Source organism: Nocardia cerradoensis NBRC 101014 (assembly GCF_000308535.1).
GTDB lineage: Bacteria > Actinomycetota > Actinomycetes > Mycobacteriales > Mycobacteriaceae > Nocardia > Nocardia cerradoensis.
The window spans coordinates 24845-39977 of record NZ_BAFW01000204.1; the positions used below are offsets into that span (position 1 = coordinate 24845).

Genomic DNA, 15133 nt, shown 5'->3' on the forward strand with positions numbered 1-15133 from the left:
TTCCGCTAATTCGATACTGATGATTCTACGTCCGCCCACCGACAAGTAGCGGCTCTCACGGGGGGACCGCGCACCGGACTCTCGAGCAGTATTCAGCGAGGTCTCAGGCGCGGCGACGAATAATGTGCGAGTGCAGCCGGGACGTGTTCTCCTGATCGAAGACGCCGACGCCATCCGCACGGCGGTCGCGGCGGCCGTGCACGCCGCCGGGCACGAGGTCCTCGCGCGCGAGCACGGCGATCGGCTGGAGTTTGATCTGGAGCGGTTTCGTCCCGATGTCGTCGTCCTCGACGTGATGCTGCCGGGTCGCGACGGTTTCGGCCTGCTCGAGGTGGTGCGCGCCCGCAGCGGCGCCGGAGTGGTGATGCTGACCGCGCGCGACGGTGTGGAGGACCGGGTGCGCGGATTGCGTTCCGGATCCGACGACTACGTGGTCAAACCGTTCGACCTGGCCGAACTGACGGCACGGATCGAGGCGCTGCTGCGGCGGATGGGACGTATGCACAGCCGCATCACCATCGCCGATCTGGTGCTGGAAACCGACTCCGGCGCGGTGCTGCGCGGCAGCGAACCGATCAGCCTCACCGCCACCGAATTCAAACTTCTCGCCTACCTCGCCGCCCACCGCGATCGCGTCGTCACCAAGACCCAAATCCTCACCGCGGTCTGGGGTTACGAGGACTACGACCCGAATCTGGTCGAGGTCTACGTCAGCGCGGTACGCCGCAAACTGGAGGAACACGGCCCGCGCCTGCTGCACACGGTGCGCGGCATGGGCTACGCGTTACGGGCGAATCCGCGATGAGCGACGACCCGGCCCACACCGCGCCCACACCACCCGGCACTGCGGACCACGCCGGAGAGTCGAACACGCTCGGATCCCTACCGGACCACGTCTCCGCGCCCGCGGCAGTGGAACCCGGAACGCGTGCGCTGCCGACGATTTCGCTGCGGCGCCGGGTAACCCTCACCGCCGCAGTCATTTCCGGGCTCGCCCTGATCGTGGTGGCGCTGGCCGTGCACAGTCTGTTCGGAGTCGTGGTGGCACGCAGCGCGAATACGGTACTCACCGACCGGGTCCAGCTGGCCCGGCAACTCGCGCAGCAGAACACCCCGCCCGCGGAGTTGATCGCCCGCGTGGACAATCGCTCGGTGCGAGCCCGGCTGGTCCTCGCCGACGGCGGTGTCTACGGCAGCCTCTCGCCCCGGCACGCCGGGGACGGCGGCCCCCGGACCAGAACCGTCACCCTCGGTGGTGGCGGCACGGTGGACCGCGCCCGGCTCACGCTGCAGATCGACACCCCGCTGCTGACCGCGCTGCGGTCACGCCTCGGCCTCGTCCTGATCGGAGTGACCGCCACCGCCATCGTCGCCATCACGGCCGCGCTGTGGGTGGGATTGCGCCACGCGCTGGCGCCCCTGGATTCGATGACCCGGCTGGCCCGCGAGATCGCGCGCGGCGGCCGCGGCCGCCGCCTCTCCCCCACCCGCACGGATACCGAATTGGGCCGCACCGCCAGCGCTTTCGACGAAATGCTGGATGCCCTGGAAGGCGCCGAAGCCCGCGCCCGGGCCTCCGAACAGCAGATGCGCGCCTTCGTCGGCGACGCCGCGCACGAACTGCGCACCCCGATCGCGGGGATCAAAGCCATGGCCGAAGCGGTCCTGCACCAACCCGCCGACATCGGGCCCGAAGATCGCGAACGCATGTATCTGCTGCTGGTCCGCGAAGCCCAGCGTGCCGGGCGTCTGGTCGAAGACCTGCTCGACATGGCCCGCATCGACGCCGGCCTCACCCTGTATCGGCAAACGGTCGACCTGTACGACCTCGCACATGCCCAGGTCGAACGCATGCGAATCCTGCACCCGGACATCGACTTCCGGCTCACCGGCCACACCGTGCTCACCGTCGCCGATCCCGAACGCGTGGGCCAGATCCTGGTGAACCTGCTCGCCAATGCCTGTCAGGCCACTCCGCCTGGCGGCGCGGTCTCCCTCACCGTGAAAACGGTCGGCGACAGTGACGGCTCGCTGCCCACCGAGCCGATGCCGGCCCCGGCTACACCCGCCGACCGGCCCGGTCCCGCCCGCGACCCGGACACCACCCCATCGGAGGCGGCCACCCCGAACGCGGCGCCGGGCACAGGTACCGGCGAAGTCCGGACCGAGATCCGCGTCACCGACACCGGTCCCGGTGTACCGGCCGCCCAGCGCGAACACATCTTCGGGCGCCTGGTCCGGTTGGACACGAGCCGGGACCGCCGCCGCGACGGCGCGGGTATGGGCTTGGCCATCGCCCGCGGGATCGCCCGTGCCCACGGCGGCGACCTGCGCTGCGTCGAGCCGCCACCGGGGACATCGGGGGCGGTGTTCCTGCTGACGCTGCCCGCCCGGGACGCCGGTCGCGGGTCGCCGGAAGGCCCCTCCCCCGGCCTGAGGATCGGCTGAAGATCGGGTATGCCCACTCGGCGTTTTCAGGGTCCTTTCAGATTCGGCGCGCAGATTCGGATCCGACATCATCCCGTCACGAATGGAGTTACCGGTATGAAGCGCACTGTCGCCGCCCTGCTGGCCGGCACCGCCGGAATCGCCGCCCTGGCCGTCGCCGTGCCCGGCGTCGCCTCGGCCGACGCCCCGCAGTGCAGCCCGCAGGCACGCGCCCAGGTTCAGGCTCAGACCGCTCCGCAGGTCGCCGCATTCCTCGCGAGCCACCCGGATCTGGCCGCCGAACTGGCCAAGGTCAAGGGGCTGCCGAAGGAGCAGCGCAAGGCCGAGTTGCAGGCCTATCGCCAGGGCCACCAGCAGGAGCTGAAGGATTTCCGCGGGGTGCGGCAGCCGGTGATCGACTACCACAAGTCCTGCCACAAGAAGTAGCGGCCGCGCATCGGTTTCCGAATACGGCGAGGGCGCCCCGGGAGTTCCCGGGGCGCCCTCGCCGTGTTCGAAGCTGGTGTTACGCAACACCTTCCGCGCGCGCGGCGGCGGCCACGGCCTCGGCGACCGCCGGCGCGACCCGAGGATCGAGCGGGCTGGGGATGATCTTGTCGACCGAGAGCTCGTCGGCCACGACACCGAAGATGGCGTTGGCGGCCGCGACCTTCATCCCCTCCGTGATCCGGCGCGCACCGGCATCCAGCGCACCCTTGAACACGCCCGGGAAGGCGAGCACGTTGTTGATCTGGTTCGGGAAGTCGCTGCGACCGGTCGCCACGATGGCGGCGTAGCGGTGCGCGACCTCCGGGTGGATCTCCGGGTCCGGGTTCGACATCGCGAACACGATCGACTCCGGCGCCATCGAGGCGATCAATTCCTCGGCGATGGTCCCGGCCGACAGGCCCAGGAACACATCCGCACCGGCCAGCGCCTCGGCCGCGCCGCCGGTGATGCCGCGCGGGTTGGTGCGCGCGGCCAGATCGGCCTTCACCTCGTTGAGGTCCGCGCGGTCCCGGCTGACGATGCCCTTCGAGTCGAGCACCACCACATCCGACACTCCCGCGGCCAGCAGGATGTTCGAGCAGGCCACACCCGCGGCGCCGGCGCCGGAGACGACCACCTTCAGGTCGGCGATATCGCGGCCCTGCACCTTGGCCGCACCGTTGAGCGCGGCCAGCACCACGATCGCGGTGCCGTGCTGGTCGTCGTGCATGACCGGGCAGTCCAGCGCCTCGACGACGCGCTTCTCGATCTCGAAGCAGCGCGGGGCAGAGATGTCCTCCAGGTTCACCGCACCGAAGCTCGGCCGCAGGCGCACCAGGGTCTCCACGATCTCGTCGACATCCTTGGTGTCGAGCACGATCGGAATCGAGTCCAGCCCGGCGAACTTCTTGAACAGCGCGGCCTTGCCCTCCATGACCGGCAGCGACGCCCGCGGGCCGATATCACCCAGGCCGAGCACCGCGGTGCCGTCGCTCACCACGACCACCAGGCGGTCGGTCCACGTGTAGCGCTTGGCCAGCGCCTCGTCCTTGTGGATGGCGCGACTCACCTGCGCGACGCCCGGCGTGTACGCGATGGACAGATCCCGCTGAGTCTCCAGGGGTGAGGACAATTCCACCGAAAGCTTGCCACCGAGATGGCCGGCGAAAATTTCCTCGTGCGTGATAGCGGACAGATCGGTCGTATCGGTTTCACGGCTCGCTGTAGTGGCATTCGGTGCGTCAGTCACAGATGACACGATTTCACTCCTGCTCGGTCCGGGCTGAACCGGCTCACGGTTACCGCCGGGTTTTCGTATTGAAAGGTCTTCGAAATTCGAACGATGTGCGCCGACCGGGCGTTCACGCGGTCGCGCAAAACCGTTCGGTGATTACACGCATTGCTTCTCTGCGATCTGGCCGCGCACGATCCGTCGAGCGAGAACCGGACGGGTGGTCCGGGCAAGGCTGCGGGGTGATCCGCGGATCGGAGCCGTGCGTCACGAACCGAAGGTCACCAACCGTCCCGGACCGGGCGGTGGCGTCGGCCGGGAATCCGCAACATTCTGCCAGTACGAACAGGGAGTTGCAAAATCGCTGCTCGACCGGGGCGGGATCCGCTCGGATGCGGGGCCGGCCCGGGGCCGGGTGTCTACTGCCATCTTCCGAGGGTAGGGCCGCCGAATTACCTGCGCGTAAGGGGAAACTCGCCCGTGCTGGGAAGCAGCGGTGAACAGTCCACCGGGATCCGGAACGCCGGTGTGAGCTCATGGCGTCCAGCCGGCATGTCATGCCGGGCGCACCCAGATCTCGTTCACACCGCCTGTGAGCAGGCGGCGGCGCCAGTCGCGGGCCGGGCCGGGATGATCGGTGCGCCGATGCAGGCCCCGGGTTTCGGTGCGGGCCAGGGCGCTGTATTTCGTCCAGCGGGCCACCGCCAGCAATGCCGCGGCCTGCCGGGCCCGGACCTGATCGGCGCCGGTGCCGCCGAGCCCGTATTCGGTGACCGGCCACATCGCGTCGAGTTCGGCGATGCTGTCGCGCAGACTGCCCGCACTGCGCCAGTAGCTGCGCCGCAGCGGCAGCGTATGTTCCTGCACCAGCCCGATCACCGCACGGGGATCGATATCGGCGCGCGCATCGGCCCCGAGGTGATGATTCAGCCCCGCCCCCGGAACCGGCCGGGCGTCCCCGATCCGGCCGCGGCGGCGAGCGAACCGCGCCGCGCCCGATCCGGCCCACATCCCGGACGAGATCGCCCACCCGCCACCGTGCCCGTCGAAGCCGCCGACGGCGCCGGTGATCGGTTCCCGCGAGGCCACGTCGCCTGCGGCGTACAGTCCGGGAACCGTTGTGGCGCAATCGAATCCGGTCAGCCTTACGCCGCCCGAACCACGCACGGTACCTTGCAGGACCGGACGCAACCGCACCCGGCCGGACCGGGGATCGACCGACGACGCGGCGGCACCGGCGGTCGCGGACACCGCGGTACTTCCCGCGGGCGCCGCCGACGCCGGGCCGTACCGGACCGCGGGCCCCGGCGGAATGTCGGCGTAGACCGGCTGTCCCTGCGCCAGCGCGGCGAGCGCCGCGGACCGGGCGGTGAAGTCGTCACCGTCGATGCGAGCCCCCGATTCGTCGTACAGGTTCGCGAACCGGGGCTCACGCAGATCGCTCATCGTGGCGAGTCCGTAGGCGCCGGAGAACTCCATCCCCGACAGTTCGGTGCCCGCCTCCACCGCCATCAGCAGTCCCTCACCGGTGTCGACATCGGTTCCGGCGCCGCCGGCCAGGAATGCGCAGCCACCCGTCGCGAGCACCACCGCGCCCGCGCGGATCGTCCAGCCGCGGTAGTGGTCGTCGCCGGCCAGCCCACCGGCCCCGCACACCACACCGTCGCCGTCGCCGTCGACCAGCAGATACAGCGCCGGATGATGGTCGACGACCTGCACACCCAACCGGAACAGGGTGCGTCGCAGCGCCGCCAGATACCGCCGGCCCTCGAGATGGACGCGCGTCGCGAGCCCGTCTCCGGCCTGCCGGTATCCCCAGCGCAACAGATGGGCGATGCGGTGATGCGTTTCGCCGAGCACCCGGTCCATCCACTCGGGGTCGCCGAGGTCGCCGCCGTGCGACAGACTGCGCGCCAGTGCCCGCTCCCGATCCGGCCCCGGAGGGATATCCCACAGTGCGACAACGCCTTTCGACGTCGGGCCACTTTCCCCGCAACGGCCCTTGTCGACCAGGATCACCCGCGCTCCGGCCGTCGCCGCCGTCAACGCCGCCCAGGCGCCCGCCGGTCCGCCGCCCACCACGAGCACATCGGCGGACGCCTCCGCCGCGATCTCGGATTCCGCGCGAATAGTGGACCAGCTACGCACGCTCACAAAGGAAAATATTCGGCCACAATTCATCCGGCCGCAACTGTTACGCGGAGTCTAATTCCACCATTGCGTAACCAATAGGTAACCCGCCGCCACAAAGACGACCAGCGATCCGAAAAACGCCGGAATTCCCCGACGTCGGTCGGAAAAAATTTGCGCGCCGAGCGCCAGTACCGCCATTCCGATATGCCAGGCGACACTGCTCGCACCCGGCCCCGGAAATCCGCGCCGCACCCCGAGGACCGCCGCGACGAGGACGACCGCGGCGAGCACCACCAGTCCGGCGGCCACGGTTCCGCTGAGCGCCCGCACGACTCTCACGAGGCGATCACCGCGACCCCGCTCGCCTTCTCGGCCAGACGCTCGAATTGCTCTGCGTCCGTGGTGCATTCACCCAGACCCACCGGTTTGTCGGCGCCGTGATAGTCCGAGGATCCGGTGCCGATGAGGTCCAGTTCGCGTGCCAGCTCGCGCAGCACCGCCCGGTCGGCCGGATTGTGATCGGGGTGATCGATCTCGAGTCCACCCAGCCCGTGCCCGGCCAGATCGCGGATGTCGTCGATCGCCAGCAGCCGCCCGCGGGTGCGGGCACGCGCGTGCGCGACCACGGTCACGCCACCGGCCGCCGCCACCATCTCCACCGCCTGCCGCAACGGGGTGTCGGCCTTCTCGACGTAGTAGCGGCCGCGGGGCGCGAGCAGATCCTCGAAGGCCGCGCCGACCGTCGGGACCACACCGGCCTCGACGAGCGCTCGCGCCAGATGGGGCCGGCCCGCCGCCGGGCCCGCGGCCACGAGGACCGCGTCCGGGTCGATCGGCAGGCCGTCGGCCACCATGAGATCGGCCATCGCGCGCACCCGCGACACCCGTTCGGTGCGCAACCGCTCACGTTCGGCGGCGAAGGCGGCATCGGCCGGGTCGAACAGGTAGGCCAGCAGATGCACCGGCACCGGCCAGCCGTCCTCCCCCATTCCGACGCAGGACATCTCCATCCCGCGCACCAACCGCAGCCCAGCCGGCAGCGCGGCGATCGCCTCGTCCCAGCCGGAGGTGGTGTCGTGATCGGTGATCGCCACCACGTCCAGCCCCGCTGCCGCGGCCGCGCGCATCAGATCGCCGGGAGTGTCGGTGCCGTCGGATGCGGTCGAATGGGTGTGGAGGTCGATGCGCACGCGTTCCATCTTGCCCAACTAGCATCCCGGACGTGCCCTCGATACCGCCGTTTCCCTCGTTCCGTGGCTCCGGGAGGTCGCGGCGCGGGCCGCAGCTGCCCCGGATCCCGGTGCCCACCGCCCGCGCGATCGTCGACTGCGGCGTCTATATCGACGGCCATCGGCAGTCCGGGCATGTGACCCCCGCGGACGCGCTGGCGCAGGTCCGTGAGCGCGGCGACGGCTTCGTCTGGGTGGGTATGCACGCTCCCGACGCGGACCAGATGGCCGAGGTGGCCGAGATTTTCGGCCTGCACGAGCTCGCGGTCGAAGATGCCGTGCACGCGCATCAGCGCCCCAAACTGGAACGCTACGACGACACCCTGTTCCTGGTGCTGCGCACCGTGAAGTATCTCGAACACGACCCCAATTCGGTCAGCGAGATCGTGCAGACCGGCGAGATCATGATCTTCGTGGGCGCGAATTTCGTGGTCACCGTCCGTCACGGCGAGCACACCGCGCTGAAGGTGGTTCGCGAGGAGATGGAGAAGCATCCCGAACGCCTCGCGCTGGGGCCCGGGGCGGTCCTGCACGCCGTCGCCGACCACGTGGTGGATTCGTATCTGCTGGTGACCCAGTCGGTCGAAGACGATGTGGAGGGGATGGAGGAAGAGGTCTTCACCCCGCGCAGCCGGCTCACCATCGAGGCCATCTATCAGCTCAAGCGCGAGGTGGTGGAGTTGCGCCGGGCGGTCAACCCGCTGGCGCTGCCGCTGCAGGTGCTCAGCCGCAGTTCGGAACTGCCGATGCCGAAGGAGATTCGCCGCTATCTGCGTGACGTCGCCGACCACCACACCGCGGTCGCTGAACGAATCAGCGATTTCGACGAGGCGCTCAGCGCGCTGATCAACGCGGCGCTGGCGAAGGTCAGCGTCCAGCAGAACACTGATATGCGCAAGATCTCGGCCTGGGCCGCGATGGCCGCGGTGCCGACCATGATCGCCGGCATCTACGGCATGAATTTCACGCATATGCCGGAGCTGTCGTGGACCTACGGCTACGGGATGGTCTGGGTCGTGATCCTGGTGATCTGCGGCGCGCTGTTCGTCGCGCTGCGGCGCAACAAATGGTTGTGAGGACTACAGATTCGCGGCGGCCCGGTGCGGATCACGGATGTCGATCCCCGCTTCGGTCCATGCCTCCCGCAGCGCCGCGGCTCCGCGCACTCGCACCCACGCCGCCTCGGTGGCGGTGATCGGCGCGACCGACAGGAATCGCACCGGATCGGCGGGCTCCGGCAGAGGGACCTCGGCGATATCCGCCTCGCCGAGCAGCACCGCGGTGAAAGGAGCGTTGTGCCACAACGGCTCTCCCAGATCGAGCAGCGCATCCTGTTGCAGCACAATGCCTTCCACCGACGGAGCGGCGATCAGCACGCCGAGCCCGCGCGGCAGCCCCGCCTGGGCACCGGCGCCTCCGCGCAGCGTCAGCACCAATTCGGCGCGCGGGCCGCGCACGGGGTCGGCCAGGGCCGCCGCGGAATCGGTCATCGGATGCCGGGAGCCACCGAGGGTGACGTAGTGCACGAACTCGCCGTCGGGGATGCGCAGGATGTCGATCGGTTCCAGGCCGAGGAAGGTCACCGACGCGGAGTCGAAGCGCGTGTCGTCGAATCCCGGCCCCGTCCGGGGAATACCGAAATGCGTCAGTACCGCGGACCGCACCTGATCGAGTTCCATAGCCCTAGAGCGTGCCAGAGCCCTACAGCGCCAGGCGCGCCAGCATATCCCGCGCCTGTTCGGCGACCTTCGGATCGCACAGCACGTCGTAGCGGCCGGCGACCAACTGCATGGTCGAGGCGAAGTCGCGGGTGCCGCGGGTGGCGGCGTACGGGATCACCGCCGAGATGAGCCCGAAGATGACGCCGCCGACCAGGCCGACCACCAGCGGCCCGATCACGCCGCCCGTGGTGAACAGGCTCAGCAGCAAGCCCAGGAACAGGCCCAGCCAGGCGCCCGAAACCATGCCGCCGCCAATGACTTTGCCCCAGGTGAGCCGGCCCAGCACTCGTTCGACCTGCATCAGATCGACACCCACGATGGTCATGTTCTCCACCGGGAACTGGTTGTCGGCCAGATAGTCGACCGCCCGCTGCGCCTCGGCGTAGGTCGGATAGGAGGCGACCGGCCATCCCGACGGCGGCGTCGGCAAGCCGGGCCGATTGCGATTCGGACTACCCAACGGATTGGTCATAACTCCACGATCCTAGGTCGATATCGCCGCTGCGGCTGGATGCGGCGACCCGGCGGCCGCCCCGCGTGTCCGATTTTACCGCCGGAGGGTGGCACATCGGACATCGCACGGCCGGGGATCACACCCGGTGGACAGCGCTCACCGCCCCGGACGAGCCGGTCGGACGCGCATCACGCCAAGCGGACCTCGGCGGTGGCCAGTCCGAATATCTTGCGGCCCGCCGACTTCGCGACGACCACCACGACGGCGGTGCGCGTCCGGTGATCCACGGATTTGATCCGCCCGGTGAATTCGACGACGCCGGCGGATCGGGCATCCACGATCGTGTAGTTCGACAGCCGCACCGCGTATCTGATCAGCGCTCCTGGGTCGCCGAGCCATCCGGTGACGAAGCCCGCGCCGAGCCCCATGGTGAGCATGCCGTGGGCGATGACATCGGGAAGGCCCGCGAGCGTGGCGACGCCGTCGTGCCAGTGGATGGGGTTGGCGTCACCCGAGACGCCGGCGTAGTTCACCAGATCACCGCGGGTGATCCGCGCGGTGCGCGGCGGGAGCTCGTCGCCGACGGAGACCTGGTCGAACCGGACAACGGTGTGCGGCAGACGGGTTCGCGACACCTCCGAGAAGCGGTGGTCGCGGCGTGGGGCGACGGCGGCGTCGAGCAACTCCGCCTCGGACAGACCCTGCGCCGCCGACGGCGCACCGACGCCGTGCATGATCACCCGTTCGATCGCGCCCGCGATACCCGAGTCGATGTCCTCTCCGGTGACACCGACCGCGGTCGTGTGCATCATATGGACGACCTCGTCGAACTGATCGGTGAAGGTGTTGGTGACGGTGATCAGATCCTTCCCGGCGATGGTGCGCACCGCGGTGACCTCGACATCGCTCACCAGGCGGTCACCGGAGACCACCGGCCGATGGAACTCGAAGACCTGATCGGTCTGCACGTATACGTCGTAGCCGGTGATGACGCGTTCGAACAGCCGGCGATTGGCCAGCATCGCGGGAATCGACAGGAAGGTGGGCGGCGCGACCACCGCGCCGTAGCCGCACTGCGCCGCGTCGGCCTCCCGCCAGTGCACCGAGCCGTAATCCTGCACGGCGCGGGCGTACTCCCGGATCTTCTCCCGCCCGACCTCGTAGTAGTCCTCGGCACGGTAGGTATATCCCACCAGCGACCGCGTGTATGCCGCCGCATCCGCGGTCGCCTCGCCCGCGGCCGCCTGGTCCGCGGTTGCCTGGTCTACGGTTACCTCGGACACGCCACACTCCTCAACGCTCGGCTGCGCAGAGCCTAAGCACGCCGGAGTCACCGCTCGCCGGATTCGCCCGTCGTTCAAGAGGTTTCACGAGTAACGGGGCGGCCGATTGTGAGTTGTCGTTACGCCTGCGGCGGTACGAAACTCGTGGTGCGCGTCATGGCGGCGGCCCGCCCCTTCTCCGCGACGACCTGGGCCATCTTCGCGCTGGCCTCGTCGATCATCTCGTCGCCGAGCATCACCGCGCCGCGGGCGCCGCCGGCGGTCGAGGTGTGGTAGGCGTAGGCGTCCAGGATCTCCTCGGCGCGGTCGTAGTCGGCCTGGCGAGGGCTGAAGATCTCGTTGCACGCCTCGACCTGGGTGGGGTGCAGCACCCATTTGCCGTCGAATCCGAGCGCCGCGGTGCGCGATGCGGCGCGGCGGAAGCCGTCGAGGTCGCGGATTTGCAGATAGGGCCCGTCGATGGCCTGCAGGCCGTGCGCCCGGGCGGCGAGCAGGATGGTCATCAGAATGTGGTGGTAGGCGTCGCCGGGTTCATAGCCCTCGGGCTGTTCACCGACCACCAGGGTGCGCATATTGATACTGGCCATGAAATCGGCGGGGCCGAAGACCAGGGTCTGCACGCGCGGACTGGCGGTGGCGATCTCATCGATGTTGCGCAGCCCCTGCGCGTTCTCGATCTGCGGTTCGATGCCGATGCGGCCGACCTCGAGGCCGTTGGCCTTCTCCAGCTGCGTCAGCAGCAGATCGAGCGCGCGCACCTGGGCGCCGTCGAGGACCTTCGGCAGCAGAATCGCGTCCAGGTCGCGGCCGGCGCCCTCGACCACCGAGATGACGTCGGCGTAGGTCCATTCCGTCGTCCAGTCGTTGACCCGCACGACCCTGATCTGCTTGCCCCAGCCGGGCGAGTTCAGCGCGGCGACGATATTGGCGCGCGCGGCGGCCTTGGCGGGCGGGGCGACCGCATCCTCAAGGTCGAGAAAGATCTCGTCGGCGGGCAAACCCTTGGCCTTGTCGATCATCCGAAGATTACTGCCGGGTACGGCGAGCACCGAACGACGCGTTGACATGGGCGGCTCCTGAATCGTCTCGCGGGGCTGCACCACATAGCCTTGCACTTATGGCAGCAACGAAAGTTTTCGCCGCCAGGCTGGCGGGCCTGGTGGTACTGGGTCCGGACGGCGAGTCTATCGGCCGTCTGCGGGACGTGGTGATCTCCATCCGCTACGACCGCCAGCAACCCCGGGTGCTGGGACTACTGGTCGAATTACCTACCCGCAAACGTATTTTCGTCCCGATGCTCCGGGTCAACGCGATCGAGCCGAACTCGGTCAATCTCAACACCGGCACCGTGAGCCTGCGCCGCTTCGAACAGCGGCCCGGCGAAATGCTGGCGTTGGCGCAGGTACTCGACTCCAAGGTGCGCGTGGTCGATCCCGAACTCCCGGACCTCGAAGGGGTGGACGTCTTCGTCGTCGACCTGGGCATCGAACAGAGCCGCACCCGCGACTGGGTGCTCTCGCGGGTGGCGGTGCGCGGACATCGGCGGCTGGGCCGGCGCCGCGAGGTGCACGTGGTCGAGTGGTCGGATGTGCGCGGGCTGACCCAGCACGAATTGAATCTGCCCGGTCAGGACGTCACCCAGTTGCTCGGCCAGTTCGAGGGCCTGCGCCCGGCCGATGTGGCGCATCTGCTGCGCGAACTGCCCGAGAAGCGCCGGATCGAACTGGCCCGGGCCCTCGACGACGAACGTCTCGCCGACGTGGTGCAGGAACTTCCGGAGAACGACCAGGTCGACGTGCTGCAGAATCTGGGCGTCGAACGCGCGGCCGATCTGCTCGAGGCGATGGATCCCGACGACGCCGCCGACCTGCTCGGCGAACTACCGACGGGTGAGGCCGAGGCGCTGCTGGCGCTGATGGATCCCGAGGAATCCGAGCCGGTGCGGCGCCTGCTCGAGTATTCGCCCTACACCGCGGGCGGCATGATGACGCCCCGCCCCGTGGTGCTCACCCCCGCCGCGACCGTCGCCGAGGCGCTGGCCCGCATCCGCGACCCCGATCTGACCCCGGCGCTGGCGTCGATGGTGTTCGTGGTCCGCCCGCCGACCGCGACGCCGACCGGCCGCTATCTGGGCTGTGTGCACACCCAGGCGCTGCTGCGCGAACCGCCGGCGACACTGGTGGGCGGACTGGTCGACAGCGACCTCACCCAGTTGCATCCCGATGCCGCGCTGACCGCGGTCACCCGCTATTTCGCGACCTACAACCTGGTCTGCGGGCCGGTGGTGGACGAGGAGAATCACCTGCTCGGCGCGGTGAGCGTCGACGACGTGCTCGACCACCTGCTGCCCGAGGACTGGCGCGAACAGGACGAGGACGCCTCCGAACCGGCGAGCACGATTCATTCGATCGCGGCCGCGGCGCGCGCGGCGGCGACGGGCCGCGCGGCCACGGGCACAGCGGCCACCGGCAAAGCGGAGACGGGTAACGCGGCGGCCGGAAGGGCGAAAGCATGAGTGAGCGCAGCGAACGCCCGGCCCGTTCGGACAAGCCGATCGCCCGGCAGCGCTTGGAGACTCCGGTCGAATCGCGGTTCCGCTTCGAGATCGACGCCGAGGCCGTGGCGCGGGGCAGCGAAACGGTGGCCCGATTCCTCGGGACCGGTCGTTATCTGCTGTTGCAGACGGTCGTGGTCGTGGTCTGGATCGGCCTCAACGTCTTCGCGGTCAGCCTGCAGTGGGATCCGTATCCGTTCATCCTGCTGAACCTGGCCTTCTCCACCCAGGCCGCCTACGCCGCACCGCTGATCCTGCTGGCCCAGAACCGGCAGGACAACCGCGACAAGGTATCGCTCGAGGAGGATCGCCGCCGCGCGGCACAGACCAAGGCCGACACCGAATTCCTGGCCCGGGAGCTGGCGGCGCTGCGAATCGCGGTGGGCGAGGTGGCCACTCGCGACTATCTGCGCCGCGAACTCGAAGACATCAAAGACGCGCTGGCGCGGCTCCAACTACACGCGCCGCTGGACGACGAAGATGCTGTCGAGACCGCGAAGTCCAAGAAAAGTACCGATAGGAAGAGGGGTCGAGTACCGATTTCGCCTCAAATAGATGGCGGCTGACCGCAATTATCGATAACAACGTGCTGACTGGCAGGTAACCTGGATCACGTTGTCCGTGGCGGCCCCGCGCGTATCAGGTCGCTCAACGACTACGAGGGGATTGGTTGTGCCGATGCGAATATCTGGACCGATTACCGTATCGGCGCTGGTGGTTGCGGGTTTGATGGCTACGGGTTCGGCGGCGCACACGACCGCGCGAACCAGTGCGCCGAAGACGACCGAGGCGCGCCTGGCGGCTGCGAGCTCCCCCACCGACGCCGGCAACTCCGACGCCGAGGCGGTGGGGCTGGTACCCGCTGCCCCCGAACCTCCTCGCAAACTCAGAGCTATGACGGCGCCCGCGGATGGGGCGCCGTTGTTCAGCGGTACCGTCCCGCTGCAGGACATCGCGTTGCCGGGCGGTAGCGGAGCCTTCGGTATTCCGGAGATCGTGCTCGCCGCCTATCGCAATGCCGAACTGACACTGCAATCCTCGGAGCCGAACTGCGGTCTGAGCTGGAGCCTGCTCGCCGGGATCGGGCGCATCGAGTCCAATCACGCCGGGCACGGCCGCACCGACGCCGCCGGCACGACCATCGGCACGATCTACGGACCCTCGCTGGACGGCACACTGCCGGGTAACGAGGTCATCAAGGCCGCCGACGGCAATTTCGTGCGGGCGGTCGGCCCGATGCAATTCCTGCCCGGCACCTGGTCGCTGTACGCGTCCGACGGCAACGGCGACGGTGTCGCGGATCCGAACAACGTCTTCGACGCGTCGCTGGCCGCCGGCAAGTACCTGTGCTCGGGTGGGCTGAATCTGCGTGACCCGCAGCAGGAACTGCGCGCGGTCCTGCGCTACAACAATTCGACGGCCTATGCGGCGAACGTGCTGAGCTGGGCCAACGCCTACAAGACCGGCGGCGCGCCGACCCAGGTGCAGATCTCGCCCGATCTGATTCCACCGGGCACGATGCAGGCCCCGCCCGCGGGCCCGGACATCCTCGCCGCGAACGGCAGCATTCCGACCACCACCGAGCCGCCGTCGCAGGCCACCACCACCCAGC

Annotated in this window: 15 protein-coding genes; 7 read left to right on the forward strand and 8 right to left on the reverse strand. The window is 68.9% G+C overall.

Annotation, left to right across the window (positions count from 1 at the left end; all coding sequences use genetic code 11):
* Positions 1-130 precede the first annotated feature (130 nt).
* From ON23_RS21915 to ON23_RS21925, 3 genes are all read left to right on the forward strand, one after another.
* A complete protein-coding gene (locus ON23_RS21915; RefSeq protein ID WP_039780459.1) occupies positions 131-805 on the forward strand; it encodes a response regulator transcription factor in 675 nt (224 codons plus the stop codon).
* Complete coding sequence (locus ON23_RS21920) at positions 802-2448, forward strand: sensor histidine kinase (protein WP_083904155.1); 1647 nt, start codon at positions 802-804, stop codon at positions 2446-2448. The genes ON23_RS21915 and ON23_RS21920 overlap by 4 nt, the downstream gene beginning before the upstream one ends.
* Before the next feature lie 96 nt (positions 2449-2544).
* On the forward strand, positions 2545-2874 hold the full coding sequence (locus tag ON23_RS21925) for a heme-binding protein (protein ID WP_039780460.1): 330 nt from the start codon (positions 2545-2547) through the stop codon (positions 2872-2874).
* Positions 2875-2953: 79 nt separating this feature from the next.
* On the opposite strand, the gene ON23_RS21930 is transcribed toward ON23_RS21925, so the two are convergent.
* The 4 genes from ON23_RS21930 to ON23_RS21945 form a co-directional block, all read right to left on the reverse strand.
* Positions 2954-4174 (reverse strand): NAD(P)-dependent malic enzyme, encoded by a 1221-nt coding sequence (locus ON23_RS21930; RefSeq protein ID WP_373281716.1) that lies wholly within the window; start codon positions 4172-4174, stop codon positions 2954-2956.
* Between the two features lie 528 nt (positions 4175-4702).
* On the reverse strand, positions 4703-6301 hold the full coding sequence (locus ON23_RS21935) for an FAD-dependent oxidoreductase (protein WP_373282214.1): 1599 nt from the start codon (positions 6299-6301) through the stop codon (positions 4703-4705).
* 51 nt (positions 6302-6352) lie between these two features.
* Positions 6353-6589 (reverse strand): hypothetical protein, encoded by a 237-nt coding sequence (locus ON23_RS21940; RefSeq protein ID WP_245556060.1) that lies wholly within the window; start codon positions 6587-6589, stop codon positions 6353-6355.
* 26 nt (positions 6590-6615) lie between these two features.
* Positions 6616-7470, reverse strand: a complete 855-nt coding sequence (locus ON23_RS21945; RefSeq protein ID WP_039780473.1) for a PHP domain-containing protein — start codon at positions 7468-7470, stop codon at positions 6616-6618.
* 32 nt (positions 7471-7502) lie between these two features.
* Between ON23_RS21945 and ON23_RS21950 the strand changes: the two genes are divergently transcribed.
* On the forward strand, positions 7503-8585 hold the full coding sequence (locus tag ON23_RS21950; RefSeq protein ID WP_039780462.1) for a magnesium and cobalt transport protein CorA: 1083 nt from the start codon (positions 7503-7505) through the stop codon (positions 8583-8585).
* A 3-nt stretch (positions 8586-8588) separates the two neighbouring features.
* Here the strand turns inward: ON23_RS21950 and ON23_RS21955 are convergent, their stop codons facing one another.
* The 4 genes from ON23_RS21955 to ON23_RS21970 all read right to left on the reverse strand — a co-directional run bounded on the left by ON23_RS21955 (position 8589) and on the right by ON23_RS21970 (position 12034).
* The gene (locus tag ON23_RS21955) at positions 8589-9188 is read right to left on the reverse strand and encodes a suppressor of fused domain protein (protein WP_083904158.1); all 600 of its coding nucleotides are present in this window, start codon (positions 9186-9188) and stop codon (positions 8589-8591) included.
* A gap of 22 nt (positions 9189-9210) precedes the next feature.
* Positions 9211-9702, reverse strand: coding sequence for a YflT domain-containing protein (locus ON23_RS21960; RefSeq protein ID WP_039780463.1), 492 nt, complete (start codon positions 9700-9702; stop codon positions 9211-9213).
* Between the two features lie 170 nt (positions 9703-9872).
* On the reverse strand, positions 9873-10967 hold the full coding sequence (locus tag ON23_RS21965; RefSeq protein ID WP_083904159.1) for a fused (3R)-hydroxyacyl-ACP dehydratase subunits HadA/HadB: 1095 nt from the start codon (positions 10965-10967) through the stop codon (positions 9873-9875).
* A 119-nt stretch (positions 10968-11086) separates the two neighbouring features.
* Positions 11087-12034, reverse strand: a complete 948-nt coding sequence (locus ON23_RS21970) for an HpcH/HpaI aldolase/citrate lyase family protein (protein ID WP_039780476.1) — start codon at positions 12032-12034, stop codon at positions 11087-11089.
* Positions 12035-12084: 50 nt separating this feature from the next.
* Between ON23_RS21970 and ON23_RS21975 the strand changes: the two genes are divergently transcribed.
* From ON23_RS21975 to ON23_RS21985, 3 genes are all read left to right on the forward strand, one after another.
* Positions 12085-13482: a magnesium transporter MgtE N-terminal domain-containing protein gene (locus tag ON23_RS21975; RefSeq protein WP_083904160.1), complete on the forward strand. Its 1398-nt coding sequence runs from the start codon at positions 12085-12087 to the stop codon at positions 13480-13482.
* Complete coding sequence (locus ON23_RS21980; RefSeq protein ID WP_039780464.1) at positions 13479-14087, forward strand: DUF1003 domain-containing protein; 609 nt, start codon at positions 13479-13481, stop codon at positions 14085-14087. Before ON23_RS21975 ends, ON23_RS21980 begins: the two co-directional genes overlap by 4 nt.
* Before the next feature lie 112 nt (positions 14088-14199).
* The coding region (locus ON23_RS21985) for a lytic transglycosylase domain-containing protein (protein WP_051043075.1) at positions 14200-15133 on the forward strand (934 nt) is incomplete at its 3' end.

Bases quoted from the DNA above. Each gene is read 5' to 3' on its own strand.
- ON23_RS21920 (WP_083904155.1), top strand. From the start codon at position 802: ATGAGCGACGACCCGGCCCACACCGCGCCCACACCACCCGGCACTGCG.
- ON23_RS21925 (WP_039780460.1), top strand. From the start codon at position 2,545: ATGAAGCGCACTGTCGCCGCCCTGCTGGCCGGCACCGCCGGAATCGCC.
- ON23_RS21955 (WP_083904158.1), bottom strand. From the start codon at position 9,188: ATGGAACTCGATCAGGTGCGGTCCGCGGTACTGACGCATTTCGGTATT.
- ON23_RS21960 (WP_039780463.1), bottom strand. From the start codon at position 9,702: ATGACCAATCCGTTGGGTAGTCCGAATCGCAATCGGCCCGGCTTGCCG.
- ON23_RS21970 (WP_039780476.1), bottom strand. From the start codon at position 12,034: ATGTCAACGCGTCGTTCGGTGCTCGCCGTACCCGGCAGTAATCTTCGG.
- ON23_RS21975 (WP_083904160.1), top strand. From the start codon at position 12,085: ATGGCAGCAACGAAAGTTTTCGCCGCCAGGCTGGCGGGCCTGGTGGTA.
- ON23_RS21980 (WP_039780464.1), top strand. From the start codon at position 13,479: ATGAGTGAGCGCAGCGAACGCCCGGCCCGTTCGGACAAGCCGATCGCC.